We start from the raw sequence: 13,946 nt of genomic DNA on the forward strand, positions 1-13,946 counted from the left end.
TTACAAGCGCCAGTCCACCGCGGGGACGCCACGGGCCTCTAAGGCCGCGTTTGCGCGGGAGAAGGGACGCGATCCGAAGAACCCACGCCGCGCTGACAGTGGCGAAGGATGCGGGGAAGTAATGCATTCCGTCCCTGGCAGGAAGGCTTGGCAGGCCTGGGCATCGCGCCCCCACAGGATGGCAACGATATCGCGCCCCGCCAGCGCCCTGATAGCGGCCTCGGTAATCGCCTCCCACCCGAGACGGCGGTGCGAACCCGCCTGGCCCGGGACCACAGTGAGTACCCGGTTGAGCAACAGCACGCCCTGGTCAAACCAAGCCCGCAAGTCGCCGTCCGCGCGGCCGGGGATGCCGAGGTCGTCGCCAAGCTCGGCGTAGATATTCTTCAGCGAACGCGGTGCCGGCACGCCCGGCCGCGTGGAGAAGGACAAGCCCATGGCATGCCCAGGCGTGGGATAGGGATCCTGGCCCACGATGAGCACCCGCACCTCCTCGAGGGGCATGGACAGAGCAGCGAATACATCCTCGGCAGGCGGCAGGAACTCTGCGCCAATCGCGCGCTCGATGCCTGGGAGATTCTCCTCCAGAGCTTGTCGGATGTGCAGCATCCACGAGTAGTGAATGTGAGAGGTATCGATGTGGCTCACGCGAATCCCTCCCAGCCCTCGCTATAGCGTGGCTCCTCTCCATCAATGAACACTCCGGTGCCGCGCAGTACGCGGCCGATTTCGCGGAAACCAGAGGGAGCGGCCTTAAATGTGGTGGCCAACAGCGTATGGTCCTCGCCGCCAGCCAAGACCCATTCCCAAGGATCAATATCGAGCACCGCGCCGGCAGCTGCCAGCAGCGGATCGGGAGCAATCGCGTCGCGGTCGAGGTCGATGCGCACCCCGGAACGCCCAGCCAGATGTCCTACATCGCGCACGAGGCCATCGGAATTATCCGTCATCGCCGTCGAGCCCGTTGCCCGAGCGATGACTCCGCGCCCCGGGGCGAGGGTGGGAGCACAGTGGGCGTCGACCAGCGGCCAGAACTCCTCTAGCTCTGGCGGTAGTGCGCGGCCATAGCGTTGCAACAGGGCCAGACCCGCCCCGGAATACCCAATCTTGCCGTGTGCTACCAGCTTCTGTCCTGCACGCGCACCATCCAAAGTCAGAGGTGCTCCGCTTCCGCCCAAAGAACCCATCGCGGTGACGTTAATAACCAAGCTATCGCTGCGGGTTAGGTCGCCCCCGACGAGCTCAGCGTTGTACACCGCGCAGCGCTCAGCAATACCCTGCGCAATCCCCCTCACGAAGTCCACCAGGGTATCCCCCGGGGCGGCAATCGCCAGCAATGCCGCTGTAGGACGCGCGCCCATTGCTTCAATATCCGCGAAGTTGCGCACGATGGCTTTCTGCCCGATTTCCGCGGCGGTAGACCAGTCCCGCCTAAAATGCCGGCCTTCCACCATCATGTCCGTGGCCGCCACAGTGCGGGAATTGGGTGCCGCCGGGTAGAGCACCGCCGCATCGTCGCCGTTGAGCGCGCTCGGGGCTGCAGTGACAATCTCATGGATAACGTGCCGTTCACCGGCTTGATCGAGGGTATGAGACAAACCCACCGTCACGGACTCCTTTTCCTTGCGCGGGCCACGCACCACTCGTGCGCGCGTAGTCCACGTTCGTTCTTCTAGGGCTATCAGCGATAGGATAAGCCCCTATGGATACCCAATTTAACCGCACCGCTATTTACATCTCACTCGGGATCTCCATCGCGATGGTCTTCGCGGTGATTTTTGGGGCCAAATACGTCTTCACCAGCGCCGCGCAACAGCCGGTGGCGCTGCCTCCCACTCCTTCTGAGGAGGCGGACTCCCCCGAGTGCGCCGCTGTCGTCGATGCGCTGCCGGACAAGCTCATGGGGTACCCGCGCGTCGACCTCGTCGATCCTGCCCCGGCGGGCGCCGCCGCGTGGGCACAGAGCTCGGAAGACAAAGTAACGCTGCGCTGTGGTGTTGACTTGCCGCAGCAATTTACCGACTACTCCCACACCGTCGAATCTGACGGCGAATCGTGGCTCCAAGTCATCGACGCCACCCCCGGATCCAACCTCACGACGTGGTACAGCACGAAGCACACCCCCGCCATCGCGGTGACAACCTCCTCGGAGGACGCCCAAGATGAAGCTCCCGAGGGGCTAGAAGAAGCCTTCAAGCAACTAGAAAAGAAGGCTCAGAAAGCCAACCCAGCGCCGCTGTCGAAGCTGAAGGCAGGACCGGATTCCATGTGTCCCGCGCTAGAAAAGGCGCTGCCGGAAACACTTGCGGAAGGCTATACGCGCCGCACGGATGTGGGCGATAAGAACACCTGGGTGTACAGCGCGCCGGGCCAAGAGGAGATCGTCGCGCGCTGCGGCGTGGGCGCCCCAGAAAACTACCGCGCGGGTGTTCAGCTCCAGCAGGTCAACGACGTCCCGTGGTTCGAGGACACTACCCTGGCAGAGGGCACCACGGCCGGCACGTGGTTCGCGCTCGGCCGGGCGGAAGATCTCGCACTATCCGCCCCACAAGAGGCGGCGAACTCCGCACTGGTGCGCCTGAGCGACGCCCTCGTTAAAGCCACCCCTTCCCAATAGGAGCAGCACAGCTTCCGCATTCAGCGCCTGGTCTTTGCACTCGGCTGGGGAACTAGGCGCGCGCGAGGGCGGTCTGGATGAGGATATCGAGCAGCTCGGCATAGTCCACGCCCACGGCGGCGAACACCTGCGGGTACATCGAAATTGGGGTAAAGCCAGGGAAGGTATTTACCTCGTTGATGCAGTAAGAATCACCGCTGACGAAGAAGTCCACACGGGATAGGCCCGCAGCGCCCAGCGCCCGGAAAGCCTCAATTGCCCGCTGGCGAAGCTCGGTGGTCATCTCCTCACTCAACGGAGCCGGAATCGCTGCCGAGACGCCCTCGTCGATGTACTTGGCGTCGAAGTCATAGAAGCCTTCCTCAGACTCCGTGGTACCCAAGAGCTTGGCTGGCACAGAAGCCTGGAGGCTGCCGTCTGGACGTTCGAGAACACCCACCTCCACCTCGGCACCGCTGATCTCCGGTTCGACGAGAACCTTGTCATCGGACTCATAAGCCAGGGCCAACGCTGCGTCGAAGTCTTCCCAGGCAGAAACCTTGGAAACGCCGATAGAGGAACCACCACGCGCCGGCTTCACAAAGACGGGCAGGCCAAGGCGTTCCTTTTGGGCGTCGTCAAGCGTGGCTTCACCGGTCAGTACTACTTGGGGCGCTACCGGAAGACCTTCCGCGACCAGAAGCTTCTTGGTGAACTCCTTGTCCATGCCCACGGCCGAAGCCAATACGCCTGCACCGACGTAGGGGATGCCGGAAAGCTCAAAGAGGCCCTGCACCGTGCCGTCTTCCCCGTAGGGGCCGTGCAGAACCGGAACGATGACATCCACCTCGGTGTAGTGCTCATGGCGGGTGACATTGTGAATGCGCCCGCGCGTTGCGGGATTGAGGGAAAGCGCCAGCTCATCGTGCAGCTCTACCTCGGGTAGGCGCCCGTCAACAATGCCGAGTCCCGCGCGGTTGCCCTGCGTCCAGGTACCTTCCCGCGTGATGCCGATGGGCACGACCTCATACTTCTCCGGATCTAGGTGCTCCATGATTGCACCGGCGGAAATGCACGACACGGAATGCTCGGAGCTGCGACCGCCGTACACAACGGCTACGCGCACTGGTTTCGCTTCAGTCATACCGAGCAACTTTACTCGGCTTTACTCCGCTTTCTTGGTGCGACCCATCAGAGCGACAATCATGTCGTCGACAGTCACGCCGCGGTGACACACACCGTAGACCGCTTGGGTAATCGGCATCTCCACGCCCGCGCGCTGCGCCAACCTAAAGATGGAATCGGAAGAAATAACACCTTCCGCCACCTGACCATTGGTGGCGGCTGTAGCTTCCTCCAGAGTGCCGCCCTGGCCCAGGCGGTAACCAAAGGTGCGGTTGCGAGACAGCGTCGAGCTGCACGTCGCCACAAGGTCACCCATTCCAGCTAGTCCAGAGAAGGTGAACGGGTCCGCTCCCAGCTTCACGCCGAGACGGGTAATCTCTGCGAGCCCGCGCGTGATAATGGTGGCCATCGTGTTATTGCCCAGTCCTTTGCCCGCAGCCATGCCGCAAGCCAGTGCAATCACGTTCTTGCAGGCGCCGCCGATCTCCGCGCCGATGACATCGGTGTTGGTATAGGGACGAAAATACGGTGCTGCGGCAGCATGCTGGACGGCCTCGGCACGGGCAGCGTCACTGCAGGCAATCACCGTGGCTGCTGGCTGTTCCTGAGCCACCTCCTTGGCCAGGTTGGGCCCAGAGAGGACCGCGATACGGTCGGAGGAGACGCCGGCGGCATCCGCAATGACCTCGCTCATTAAGTTGAGAGTGGCCTTCTCCACGCCTTTAGAGATTGATACCAAGGTCGCTTCTTCCGGCAACAGTGGCGCCCACTTTTCCAGGTTTCCGCGAAGCGTCTGGGAAGGAACGCCAAAGATGACGATGTCTGCGGCTTCCAGTGCAGTCGCCGGCTCGGTGGTTGCCTTAATGGACTCCGGAAGTAAAAGCTCTGGGAGGTAATCGGGATTCTCGTGGCGCGTGTTGATAGCGTTCGCCAGCTCCTCGCGGCGCGCCCACAAACGGACGCCATTTCCAGCGTCGGCGAAGACTTTCGCCAGCGTGGTTCCCCACGAGCCCGCCCCCATTACTGCCACGTTTGCCATGTGCCACCTCACTCTAGAATCCTCTGCATCGGCTTTTCCCATTAAAGCACGCCTAGCATTCCTGCACGCTCGGCGCGTAAGACTGCATCGCGACAGCGAGTGGAGGAAGATGGAGAAGGTTGAAAGCTACCGGCGCAAAAGGAGCAGCATGCCCAAGGCAAAGAACATGCATGAAACGGACAAAGACATTCGCTCGGAAGTCTTCATTTCCGGACGCCACCAGGAGATCCCCGTCGATCCGGCAGATGAATTCAAGCGCACGACGCTTGCCGCCGGCGCGGTTCTCTGGCGTGGTGACCCGCACGATCCGGAGATTGCGCTTATCCACCGCCCGCACTATGACGATTGGTCGCTGCCCAAGGGCAAGGTCGATCCGGGTGAATCCCTCCCCACCACTGCCGCGCGCGAGATCCTCGAGGAAACCGGCTATAGCGTGCGCCTAGGAAAGCTCATCGGCAAGGTGGCTTACCCCGTGCAAGGCCGCACGAAGGTGGTTTACTACTGGCTAGCGCGGGTGCTCGACGGCGAGTACACCCCCAATCAGGAGACTGATGAGCTGCGTTGGATGAAGATCGACGAGGCCAAAGCGCTGCTCTCCTACGACGTGGATGCCCAGGTTTTAGCAAAAGCTAAGAAACGTCTCCGCCTCGCTCCAACGACCCGCGTCCTGTACGTGCGCCATGCACGCGCACACCAGCGCCGCACCTGGGAGGGCGACGATGACCTGCGCCCGCTGGATAAGAAGGGCCGCCGCCAAGCGGAGATGCTCGTGCCGATGCTCACGCCTTTCCACCCGACCGCCATCTACAGTGCACCGCCGCAGCGCTGCCAGCACACCGCTGCCCCGCTGGCGGACGAACTCGGCATGGACATAGCCGTGAACAAAGCATTCGGCGATGATGTCTTTGCTGAATCACCTGAGGACGCACGCGCTGCCTTCCAACGCGTTGTCGACGGCGGCGGCGTTCCGGTCATCGTGAGCCAAGGCCTGACCATTCCGGGAATCCTCGAATCCTACGCGCCGAAATTCCTTAAGGCGCCAATCGAAGAACTCAAGTTCAAGAAAGCATCGGTATGGGTTCTTTCCTTCAACGACGGTGAGCTTACCGGGGCGGACTACCTAGCGAGCCCGCTTCCTGTGCGTTAAGCACGGCATCGCCCACGTCTCTTAGAGAGTTTCTACGCCGCCCTGCTGCCTTATTCCCATCGCGCTGCAGGGCGGCGCTGCATAGCGCGAGTGAAAAGGACCATCCCTAGCGCCCAGATCGGATAGGCGGCAATGAAGCCGACGATGGGAATAAAGACAAGCAGGCTCGTGATGAGGGAGCAGACCAAGATAAAGAGCAGCGACTGCCCTAGGTTCTCCATGACCAGGTCAAGGGCCTCTCGGAAGCAGTCCATGAGAGGCTTTTCGGGGTTATCAGCCTTGATCACGGGCGCTGGCCACAGAAGCGCAAAGAGAATCAGTCCGGGGAAGCCGCCCGCAATTGTTCCGAGCATTGCCAAAATAAAGAAGCAAGCATAGACGCCGGCGCAACCACTCAGCTGGGCAAACCTAAAGTAGTCGCGGAAGGTGACCTTCTCCCCATCAGCGATCTTCCGGGAACCATTAAAGAGGTTCGCCATCAGCCAGAAAAGATAAGCGAAGGCGGCTAGCCCCATGACAACCATGAGAGGGATCCCCACGGTAGGCACCAAAGGCTCAATATCCGTGCCGCTTTCTTCCATTGCTGCAAAGATGCCGCCTACAACGGTACTCGGCACAAGGAGAAGAGCAAAAGTGATGATGAAATGCACCAGCATGGCCAGCATCCCTGGCACAGGCTGCTTCAGGTAGCCTTTGAAAGATTGGCCCACGATATCCATGGCGTCGATGGGCTGCGCACCCGCCCCGCCGGATGGATTACCAGGCACAGCGCCGGTCTGCTGGTAGCCGAAACCCCCTGACTGTTGATAGCCATAACCGGTGGCGTCGTGGTAGTCATAGCTGCCGTACCCGGTGGTGCCGCCGAATTGATTACCGTTGTCTCCGCTAAAGCCTTGGTAAGGGTTGCTCATGCTGAGGATGTTAACGGGGCGGTGTGTCCGGCGCCACAGGAAGCGGGGAATGCTACCCCGCTGGCGACACGTCCGTTAGGGCGTGATGACGCGCGGCTTGAATCCCGGACGCGTGGATTCAAAGGCATCGATATCCGTCTCATTGCGCAGGGTCAGGCCGATATCATCCAGCCCCTCCATAAGGCGCCAACGGGTGTAGTCATCGATATCGAAGGTATAGCTATTGCCGCCCACGGTGACCGTGCACGCCTCCAAGTCGACGGTGGTTTCGGTCTCCCCTGCCTCCAACTGTTTCCAGATGAGCTCAATGTCTTCTTGTTCCATGAGCCCCGTCAGCAGGCCGGCCTTGCCAGAGTTGCCGCGGAAAATATCGGCGAAGCGAGAAGAAAACACCGCCTTGAATCCGTACTCAGCAAGCGCCCATACCGCGTGCTCACGGGAAGAACCGGTACCAAAGTCCGGGCCCGCGAAAAGCACAGAGCCCTCCCTAAACGGTTCCTGGTTGAGCACAAAGTTTTTATCACTGCGCCAATTGGAGAACAGGCCGTCTGCAAACCCCGTGCGCTTCACGGACTTCAGGTAGCGCGCTGGGATGATCTGGTCGGTGTCCACATTGGAGACACGCAGCGGAACGCCGACGCCAGTGTGAGTAATAAACTTCTCCATTTTCTTCTCCCTTTCCTTAAGCGCCGGCAACGGCGGAATCGTCAATATCTGCAGGTGCGGCCAAGTGCCCCAGAACTGCGGTTGCCGCGGCGACGGCCGGGGACACCAGGTGGGTGCGGCCGCCAGGGCCCTGACGGCCCTCAAAGTTGCGGTTGCTTGTCGACGCCGACCTCTCCCCCGGCTTCAACTGGTCCGGGTTCATGCCCAGGCACATCGAGCAGCCAGCAGTGCGCCATTCGGCGCCGAAGTCGGTGAAGATTTTGTCCAGCCCTTCTTCCTCAGCCTGAGCCTTGACCACGGCCGAGGACGGAACCACCATCATGCGGGTATCCGCCGCGATGCTGCGCCCCTTGACCACCTCGGCGGCTGCACGCAGATCCTCAATGCGTGCGTTCGTGCACGATCCAAGGAAGACCGTGTCGATCTGGATATCGCGCAGCGGCGTGCCGGGCTTTAGATCCATGTAGGACAATGCCTTTTCGACGGAGGCCTTTTCTCCATCGTCACCGCACTCCTCCGGGTCGGGCACCGTAGCGCTCAGCGGCAGGCCCTGCCCCGGGTTAGTACCCCAAGTCACGAAAGGCGTGAGTGCGGAGCCGTCGATCTCTACGACGGTATCGAACTCGGCGCCCTCGTCGGTCGGCAGAGTCTTCCAGTACTCGACGGCCGCATCCCAGTCTTCTCCTTGCGGTGCGAATTCACGGCCCTTGACGTATTCAAAAGTGGTCTCATCCGGAGCCACCATGCCGGCGCGGGCGCCAGCTTCGATGGACATGTTGCAGATGGTCATGCGGGCTTCCATCGACATTTTGCGAATGGCCTCACCACGGTATTCGATGATGTGGCCCTGGCCGCCGCCGGTGCCAATCTTGGCAATGATCGCCAGAATCAAGTCCTTGGCGGAAACGCCTTCCGCCAGCTCACCGCTAACCTCAATGGCCATCGTCTTAAAGGGCTTGAGCGAAAGCGTCTGGGTGGCCATGACGTGCTCCACCTCAGAGGTACCGATACCCATAGCAATAGAGCCGAAGGCACCGTGCGTCGACGTGTGCGAGTCACCGCACACAATGGTCATGCCGGGCTGGGTAATTCCCAGCTGCGGGCCTACGGTGTGAACGATGCCTTGCTGAGCATCACCCATCGAATGCAGACGCACGCCGAACTCCTCACAGTTCTTGCGCAGCGTGGACACCTGCGTGCGAGAGACCTCATCTTTGATTTCTAAAAGGTTGCCGGTCTTAATTCCCACCGTCGGAACATTATGGTCTTCAGTAGCCAGGTGCAGCTCCGGGTGGCGCATCGTGCGTCCGGCCAGGCGAAGACCGTCGAAGGCCTGCGGGCTGGTAACTTCATGCAGGAGCTGGAAATCAATATAAAGAAGATCGGGCTCGCCGTTCTCTCCCTTGCGCACGACATGGTCGCGCCATACCTTCTCTGCGAGTGTCAGTTTCTCAGTCATGTACCTCTCCACTTGAAATCTCAATTAATGGGACGTAGATTTCATTATATGGGAGAGTATAGCGCAGTATCAGGAATTAAGGTATTGGATCGCGCCGTAGCCATCATGATGGCCGCGACCAACCAACCTTCTACACTCAACGAGCTTTGTGAGACCACCGGCCTGCCTCGAGCAACCGCTCACCGTCTCGCCACAGCGCTCGAGGCGCACCGAATTCTTACCCGCACCCCGGATGGAAAGTGGGGCGCGGGCCCTGCCCTTCCCGGCAACAGGGATCGGATCATCGAAACCGCCGGCCCGATTATGGAGGAGCTTCTTGACGCCACAGGCGAATCCGTCCAGCTTTACGAACTCTCCGGCACCACCCGTACATGCATCGCCACGCGTGAGCCGGAAATTGGACTCCACAACGTGGTACCCGTGGGTCGCCAACTTCCCCTGACCTCCGGCTCGGCAGCGCGTATTTTCGCGGCTTTTGCCGATGTCCACGTTCCCGATGCCATCTTTAGCGAGCACGACGTCGAACTCGCGCGCACTAACGGCTACTCCGAATCCATCGAAGAACGCGAGTCCAACCTCGCCTCCGTCTCCGCCCCCGTCTTCGACGGCGCCGGAAATTTCATCGCTGTTCTCTCCATCTCCGGTTCAGCCGAGCGCTTCCACCCCTCTCCAGCTGAAAAGTTTGCGGACGTACTGGTGGGCGCTGCCAACCGTCTCAGCGCCGCACTTTCCCACGGCGCACCACGCAACGGCAACCACTAGGCACGCCAGTAGCCAAACCCTCATTGCCGTATGCATAGATACCTAGCTACCTAGATACTCAGCCCAAAATACATTGCGAGACCACGCAGCCCTTCTGGACCCGTGCTGCTTGTCGAGGACAATGCCTCTCCCTTTTCCTGAACCACTCGGACCGGGTTTCCTGGCTCCCGATTAGGGCGGCGCGGTACCCATCCCTGGTGCGGCAGGCGCGCTAATTCATCTGCATGCGGCATCCGTGCATAGTTTGAGAAAGTCACTGTCCGGCCATTCCGGTTGGTCTGGGTAATACCCTGGTAAATTCCCACTACGCCCGGCTGCCCTGGAACGGAGACTGCTCCACCGCTATCCCCTGGTGCCAGCGAGACGTCGACCGCATAGTTCATCCCCGGGAAAAGACCCGGCCCTCGGACGGCAGTACCACACTGGCGGGACGCAGCCTGCCCGTCGAAGCACACTGTTGCACCTTCACCAGGAACCGGCGTCATGCCATCCCCTGTGAGGGGGTTTCCTGCCGAATAGGTTCCGCCAGCGAATTGAATATAGGCCAAGTCATGCCCTGCAGCTCCGGAAGGCTTGAACCAACGTAGCGTACCCAGGTGCTGACCCGCTTCGTTATACATCTGCTCGCCATTCAGACCGCAGTGCGCCGAAGTCCACGCTCGATTAGCTTCGACATAACCAACAGTACACAAGGAGCCATCAGCCGCAGCAATCTTTTGCCCTTGTCTGACCGGCACACCTTCTGCGGCTGTTGCAGGGGCAGCGAGAGCAAGAGCCAGGGAGCACGCGCCAGCCACCGAGGCAAGGCTGAACACAAAGCGCGAAACACGGCGCTGAGAAGACTTTTTCAACATGAGTTTACTTTAGCCTGTTTTGCCCCATGTGCACTTCACGCACCTCACATCACTCCGCTAACACCCCCAAGCACCCCCACTATTGAAACTGAATTGAAAACAAGCTTTACTGAGGTTGTCAGCTACTGAAAATTGATTGAAAATCCCCAGCCTTTCAAGGAGGAGTCATGACCCACACCATTCACGACGAGCACACGCACACCCACGGCGAAGGCTGCGGCCACGTGGCATTCCCGCACGGCGATCACACCGACTACGCGCACGATGGCCACATCCACCGCGAGCATGAAGGCCACTGGGACGAGTGCGAGGCATCCGAGCACACCGTTCACGAGGGCCACGACCACGAGCACGGCGAAGGCTGCGGCCACGTAGCCATCCCTCACGGCGATCACGTGGACTACCTCCACGATGGCCACCGCCACGCAGCACATGATGGCCACTGGGATTGCCACTAAGAGCGCTCCGGATTCCATTTTTCTCAGCTGCCTAGCCCGCGCTTACGCTGCCGGGCCTGGGCAGCTCTCCCCGTTTTCTCCAGCGAATCTCGGTACATCCCGTTAGGGTGGGTCTTATGATTTCCACGCGCGCCCTCCGTCCCGTCGCAGCTTTTGCGGCCATAGCCACCGCTGGTGTTTTAACCGTTGGATGCTCTACATCGTCCGACATGGCAGCGCCCTCAACCCCAGGCGAAATATCGGGTGAGCCAACTTTCGAGAACACATACCCGGCCTTTCAGCCGCTCAATGACGACGCCGAACTTCACGTCCCTGACTCCGCCGATGAAGGAGCCCCAGCCGGCCCCGAGCCGACGTTGCCGGGCACCGCAACCGATCAGCCTGCGGGCCAGGCTCAACAGCCGGATACTCAAGCGCAAGGTGTGCAGGGAGCCAAACCAGGCGCAGGCCAACACCAGACCGCTCAGGCTGCAAAGATGGCCACCTACAACAGCCTTTCCGGACAGCTTCCCCAAGGCGAGGCCAACGGTGCATCAGTCAACGTTCACGGCACACCCGCCACGGTGTGCCAGATGGGCGATGGCTATAACATTGCCTTCGTCATGGCCGGCGCAAACACTAGTTGCGATTTTGCGCGCTCCACAGCCGGGCGCTTGATGACTTTAGCCCCAAGCTCCCAAGATGACCTCCGCGCCTATATCCCCGCACAGGTAACCGTCAACAGCTCGGTCACACAGCAGAACTACTCGCTGACGTGCAACATCGATGAGCACGAGGTCATTCGCTGCACGGGCGGCAATAACGCTGAAGTCCTAATTGTCTAGAGCCCAGGCCGCTAACCCCGTATCCCGATCACAAAAGAGGGCGGCAAGCTATATTGCTTGTCGCCCTCTTTATTTGTACCCCGTACGGGATTTGAACCCGTGTTACCGGCGTGAGAGGCCGGCGTCCTAGGCCGCTAGACGAACGGGGCTCGTTTAGCTGTCCGTTGCGGACTTGCTAAACACTATAGGATCTCCAAAAGATTGCACAAATCGGCAGGTAAAGGACCTTTTTACACAGATAAAATCCCGAACCTCGTTGCCATTTATGGCCGCGATGTAAACTTCGACTCTCAAGGCCTAGGTGCGGATCGAATCAGTGGTTATTCCGCCGGCGTGCCGTTGGCTGCAGGGGCCGGAGCACTCGTTAGACATCGCTGGAGGTTCGGGAGGACACGTGCACTAACAGCATGTGATGCAAGCCTCCTACTTCGCTCGAGTGTTGGCTTTAAGAAGTTGTGGATTATGGCGATGCCGCCTTGTATTATCTGCTAGGGTTGCGTCGGCGATAGTGATGATTTTCAACTTCCGCCATCCGCTCTCCTTTCTGTCGGGAATGCGTTGTACCTACAGTGTATGGCCAGAAAAGGCATACCGGTAGGACTTAGGCCAATTGAGTACTGGTTCACCCCCTGGTACTCCAGTGCCCCTCCCGTCTACCTCGCCGAGGATTGAAACCGGTATGGGGTAAAACCAGACCACTCAAATGATCCGAGTACCACACCCCTTTACTTGCTACCTGTGCAATCATTACACTTGCACTAGATGCAAACAAAGGAGGCACATCATGGACAGCGACCTAAAAGTCATTGAAGAGATTCAGCAACGCACCACCTGGACGCAGGGCTGGTGGGCAGTAGCACTTGTAGCACTCGGCATCGGTAGCAGTCTTGCGCTATCCAAGCTGTCCTGGTGGTACACACTCGCAATCCTGATACCGACGTTCATTCTCGGCTTCCTCCTCAAGGACAAAATCGCGAACCCTTTTGTTCGCCCCAATCCCAACATGGGGCCGAGGAACGATCGCGCCACGTGGTCACGCGTACTGCTCCCCGTCGCCATGATCATGTCCACCACGCCGACACCTGATACATGGCCATGGATGATCACCAGCGGGGTCATTGTTTCGGCAGCAACGGCTTGGATGCTCTACGAAAACCGCAACGCGGCCATAAAGGGCCCCAATGCCTAAGGAAGCCCCCAATCAATCTCCTGAGCTGGATCCAGTTATCCACCCGATTAATCGCCTCAGAATCTGTGCGACGCTCTACTCCGCCGGTGCCACCGACGGCCGGCAAATGAAGTACAGCAAGCTCGCCGAGTTGACCGAGCTGACCGCCGATACGCTGTCCAAGCAGCTAAAGCACCTCGAAGACCGCGGCTACATTAGCCGCACCCGAGAGTACGGCTCTACCCGCGCCAAGGACGCCGTGTGGGTCGCGCTTACTGAGACGGGCACACGGGCTTACGTGCAGCACGTGGAAGCGCTCAAAGCGATGACTGAGAGACTATAGACTGCGCAGCCACTGCGTGATGCGGTCCCCCAGCTGTGGAAACTCGGTATAACCGTCACTCTCGAGGAAATGTCCCCCACCGTGGATGGTGATGGGAATGGCCGAGAGGGCGTCGGCAAGCTGCTGCGTGAGGGCGGGGTCAACCAGGACGTCGTTAGTGGACACGAAGACCTCTGTGTGAGCGATGTGGGGTTTGACAGCAGGCACGTCGACGTGGGCCTGGCCAATAAATTCGTCAAGCTCCGGGATGACACGAAGCTTCTTCACAAACCCAGAGACAATGAACAGCCCAGGAAGCTCCCACTCGCCATCCAATGCCGTGAGATAGTGCAGCAGCGCGGTGCCGCCTAGGCTATGCGTGATGATGCAGGTATTAGCGTTTGGACGCTCAATATCGTTGCGAATCGCCTCGACCCACTCATCGAGCTTCGGTTCGTTCGGTTCCGGCAGCGCGATGGTGTGAACTGTGTGGCCGTCGGCGGTCAACAGGCGTTCTAGCCACGGGAACCAGTGACTGTCAGGGCTGGCTTGGTATCCATGAACAATGTAGAAGTGCATGGTCGCCAATTATAAGAAAAAGAGTGGTAAGCCCAT

The 13,946-nt window shown here is 59.9% G+C and carries 16 protein-coding genes and 1 tRNA gene; 7 read left to right on the plus strand and 10 right to left on the minus strand.

Annotation, left to right across the window (positions count from 1 at the left end; translation table 11 throughout):
• Together HMPREF2743_RS05880 and HMPREF2743_RS05885 are read right to left on the minus strand one after the other, a co-directional pair.
• A complete protein-coding gene (locus HMPREF2743_RS05880; protein ID WP_246824471.1) occupies positions 1 to 609 on the minus strand; it encodes a uracil-DNA glycosylase in 609 nt (202 codons plus the stop codon).
• Positions 610 to 644: 35 nt separating this feature from the next.
• Positions 645 to 1,610: a thiamine-phosphate kinase gene (locus HMPREF2743_RS05885; protein WP_141761399.1), complete on the minus strand. Its 966-nt coding sequence runs from the start codon at positions 1,608 to 1,610 to the stop codon at positions 645 to 647.
• Positions 1,611 to 1,702: 92 nt separating this feature from the next.
• Here HMPREF2743_RS05885 and HMPREF2743_RS05890 point away from each other — a divergent pair, with 92 nt between their 5' ends.
• On the plus strand, positions 1,703 to 2,617 hold the full coding sequence (locus tag HMPREF2743_RS05890) for a DUF3515 domain-containing protein (RefSeq protein ID WP_070818376.1): 915 nt from the start codon (positions 1,703 to 1,705) through the stop codon (positions 2,615 to 2,617).
• A gap of 52 nt (positions 2,618 to 2,669) precedes the next feature.
• Here the strand turns inward: HMPREF2743_RS05890 and HMPREF2743_RS05895 are convergent, their stop codons facing one another.
• Positions 2,670 to 3,740 carry a D-alanine--D-alanine ligase family protein gene (locus HMPREF2743_RS05895; protein ID WP_070818377.1) on the minus strand — a complete coding sequence of 357 codons (1,071 nt, stop codon included), beginning with the start codon at positions 3,738 to 3,740 and terminating at the stop codon, positions 2,670 to 2,672.
• Positions 3,741 to 3,761: 21 nt separating this feature from the next.
• The gene (locus HMPREF2743_RS05900; RefSeq protein ID WP_070818378.1) at positions 3,762 to 4,760 is read right to left on the minus strand and encodes an NAD(P)H-dependent glycerol-3-phosphate dehydrogenase; all 999 of its coding nucleotides are present in this window, start codon (positions 4,758 to 4,760) and stop codon (positions 3,762 to 3,764) included.
• Between the two features lie 148 nt (positions 4,761 to 4,908).
• Between HMPREF2743_RS05900 and HMPREF2743_RS05905 the strand changes: the two genes are divergently transcribed.
• Positions 4,909 to 5,907, plus strand: a complete 999-nt coding sequence (locus tag HMPREF2743_RS05905; RefSeq protein WP_070818379.1) for an NUDIX hydrolase — start codon at positions 4,909 to 4,911, stop codon at positions 5,905 to 5,907.
• A gap of 50 nt (positions 5,908 to 5,957) precedes the next feature.
• On the opposite strand, the gene HMPREF2743_RS05910 is transcribed toward HMPREF2743_RS05905, so the two are convergent.
• The 3 genes from HMPREF2743_RS05910 to leuC all read right to left on the minus strand — a co-directional run bounded on the left by HMPREF2743_RS05910 (position 5,958) and on the right by leuC (position 8,943).
• Positions 5,958 to 6,818 carry a hypothetical protein gene (locus HMPREF2743_RS05910; RefSeq protein WP_070818380.1) on the minus strand — a complete coding sequence of 287 codons (861 nt, stop codon included), beginning with the start codon at positions 6,816 to 6,818 and terminating at the stop codon, positions 5,958 to 5,960.
• Between the two features lie 75 nt (positions 6,819 to 6,893).
• A complete protein-coding gene (gene leuD / locus HMPREF2743_RS05915; RefSeq protein WP_070528542.1) occupies positions 6,894 to 7,484 on the minus strand; it encodes a 3-isopropylmalate dehydratase small subunit in 591 nt (196 codons plus the stop codon).
• A 16-nt stretch (positions 7,485 to 7,500) separates the two neighbouring features.
• Complete coding sequence (gene leuC, locus HMPREF2743_RS05920) at positions 7,501 to 8,943, minus strand: 3-isopropylmalate dehydratase large subunit (protein WP_070528544.1); 1,443 nt, start codon at positions 8,941 to 8,943, stop codon at positions 7,501 to 7,503.
• Positions 8,944 to 8,991: 48 nt separating this feature from the next.
• Between leuC and HMPREF2743_RS05925 the strand changes: the two genes are divergently transcribed.
• Positions 8,992 to 9,705, plus strand: coding sequence for an IclR family transcriptional regulator (locus HMPREF2743_RS05925; protein ID WP_070528547.1), 714 nt, complete (start codon positions 8,992 to 8,994; stop codon positions 9,703 to 9,705).
• A 50-nt stretch (positions 9,706 to 9,755) separates the two neighbouring features.
• On the opposite strand, the gene HMPREF2743_RS12425 is transcribed toward HMPREF2743_RS05925, so the two are convergent.
• The gene (locus tag HMPREF2743_RS12425; protein ID WP_083321610.1) at positions 9,756 to 10,559 is read right to left on the minus strand and encodes a chymotrypsin family serine protease; all 804 of its coding nucleotides are present in this window, start codon (positions 10,557 to 10,559) and stop codon (positions 9,756 to 9,758) included.
• 167 nt (positions 10,560 to 10,726) lie between these two features.
• Here HMPREF2743_RS12425 and HMPREF2743_RS12430 point away from each other — a divergent pair, with 167 nt between their 5' ends.
• Together HMPREF2743_RS12430 and HMPREF2743_RS05935 are read left to right on the plus strand one after the other, a co-directional pair.
• Entirely contained in the window at positions 10,727 to 11,017 is a 291-nt protein-coding gene (locus tag HMPREF2743_RS12430) for a hypothetical protein (RefSeq protein ID WP_083299015.1), read from the plus strand.
• 209 nt (positions 11,018 to 11,226) lie between these two features.
• The gene (locus HMPREF2743_RS05935) at positions 11,227 to 11,841 is read left to right on the plus strand and encodes a hypothetical protein (RefSeq protein WP_070528549.1); all 615 of its coding nucleotides are present in this window, start codon (positions 11,227 to 11,229) and stop codon (positions 11,839 to 11,841) included.
• A gap of 76 nt (positions 11,842 to 11,917) precedes the next feature.
• Here HMPREF2743_RS05935 and HMPREF2743_RS05940 read toward each other — a convergent pair.
• Positions 11,918 to 11,990, minus strand: a tRNA-Glu gene (locus HMPREF2743_RS05940).
• A 635-nt stretch (positions 11,991 to 12,625) separates the two neighbouring features.
• Here HMPREF2743_RS05940 and HMPREF2743_RS05945 point away from each other — a divergent pair.
• Together HMPREF2743_RS05945 and HMPREF2743_RS05950 are read left to right on the plus strand one after the other, a co-directional pair.
• A complete protein-coding gene (locus tag HMPREF2743_RS05945; RefSeq protein WP_070528551.1) occupies positions 12,626 to 13,030 on the plus strand; it encodes a hypothetical protein in 405 nt (134 codons plus the stop codon).
• A complete protein-coding gene (locus HMPREF2743_RS05950) occupies positions 13,023 to 13,352 on the plus strand; it encodes a transcriptional regulator (RefSeq protein ID WP_070528553.1) in 330 nt (109 codons plus the stop codon). Before HMPREF2743_RS05945 ends, HMPREF2743_RS05950 begins: the two co-directional genes overlap by 8 nt.
• On the opposite strand, the gene HMPREF2743_RS05955 is transcribed toward HMPREF2743_RS05950, so the two are convergent.
• Positions 13,347 to 13,910, minus strand: a complete 564-nt coding sequence (locus tag HMPREF2743_RS05955) for an RBBP9/YdeN family alpha/beta hydrolase (protein ID WP_070528560.1) — start codon at positions 13,908 to 13,910, stop codon at positions 13,347 to 13,349. The two genes, HMPREF2743_RS05950 and HMPREF2743_RS05955, sit on opposite strands and share 6 nt — an antisense overlap.
• Positions 13,911 to 13,946: the final 36 nt, after the last annotated feature.

Origin of the sequence: Corynebacterium sp. HMSC036D02, from assembly GCF_001836165.1 — a bacterium.
Taxonomy (GTDB): domain Bacteria; phylum Actinomycetota; class Actinomycetes; order Mycobacteriales; family Mycobacteriaceae; genus Corynebacterium.

What these genes read in the sequence shown, in the direction of transcription:
- HMPREF2743_RS05935 (WP_070528549.1), top strand. Translation starts at nt 11,227, where the DNA reads ATGGCAGCGCCCTCAACCCCAGGCGAAATATCGGGTGAGCCAACTTTC.
- HMPREF2743_RS05895 (WP_070818377.1), bottom strand. Translation starts at nt 3,740, where the DNA reads ATGACTGAAGCGAAACCAGTGCGCGTAGCCGTTGTGTACGGCGGTCGC.
- HMPREF2743_RS05925 (WP_070528547.1), top strand. Translation starts at nt 8,992, where the DNA reads ATGGGAGAGTATAGCGCAGTATCAGGAATTAAGGTATTGGATCGCGCC.
- HMPREF2743_RS05900 (WP_070818378.1), bottom strand. Translation starts at nt 4,760, where the DNA reads ATGGCAAACGTGGCAGTAATGGGGGCGGGCTCGTGGGGAACCACGCTG.
- HMPREF2743_RS05910 (WP_070818380.1), bottom strand. Translation starts at nt 6,818, where the DNA reads ATGAGCAACCCTTACCAAGGCTTTAGCGGAGACAACGGTAATCAATTC.
- HMPREF2743_RS05955 (WP_070528560.1), bottom strand. Translation starts at nt 13,910, where the DNA reads ATGCACTTCTACATTGTTCATGGATACCAAGCCAGCCCTGACAGTCAC.
- HMPREF2743_RS05945 (WP_070528551.1), top strand. Translation starts at nt 12,626, where the DNA reads ATGGACAGCGACCTAAAAGTCATTGAAGAGATTCAGCAACGCACCACC.
- HMPREF2743_RS05890 (WP_070818376.1), top strand. Translation starts at nt 1,703, where the DNA reads ATGGATACCCAATTTAACCGCACCGCTATTTACATCTCACTCGGGATC.
- HMPREF2743_RS05950 (WP_070528553.1), top strand. Translation starts at nt 13,023, where the DNA reads ATGCCTAAGGAAGCCCCCAATCAATCTCCTGAGCTGGATCCAGTTATC.
- leuD (WP_070528542.1), bottom strand. Translation starts at nt 7,484, where the DNA reads ATGGAGAAGTTTATTACTCACACTGGCGTCGGCGTTCCGCTGCGTGTC.
- HMPREF2743_RS05905 (WP_070818379.1), top strand. Translation starts at nt 4,909, where the DNA reads ATGCCCAAGGCAAAGAACATGCATGAAACGGACAAAGACATTCGCTCG.
- HMPREF2743_RS12430 (WP_083299015.1), top strand. Translation starts at nt 10,727, where the DNA reads ATGACCCACACCATTCACGACGAGCACACGCACACCCACGGCGAAGGC.
- leuC (WP_070528544.1), bottom strand. Translation starts at nt 8,943, where the DNA reads ATGACTGAGAAACTGACACTCGCAGAGAAGGTATGGCGCGACCATGTC.
- HMPREF2743_RS12425 (WP_083321610.1), bottom strand. Translation starts at nt 10,559, where the DNA reads ATGTTGAAAAAGTCTTCTCAGCGCCGTGTTTCGCGCTTTGTGTTCAGC.
- HMPREF2743_RS05880 (WP_246824471.1), bottom strand. Translation starts at nt 609, where the DNA reads ATGCTGCACATCCGACAAGCTCTGGAGGAGAATCTCCCAGGCATCGAG.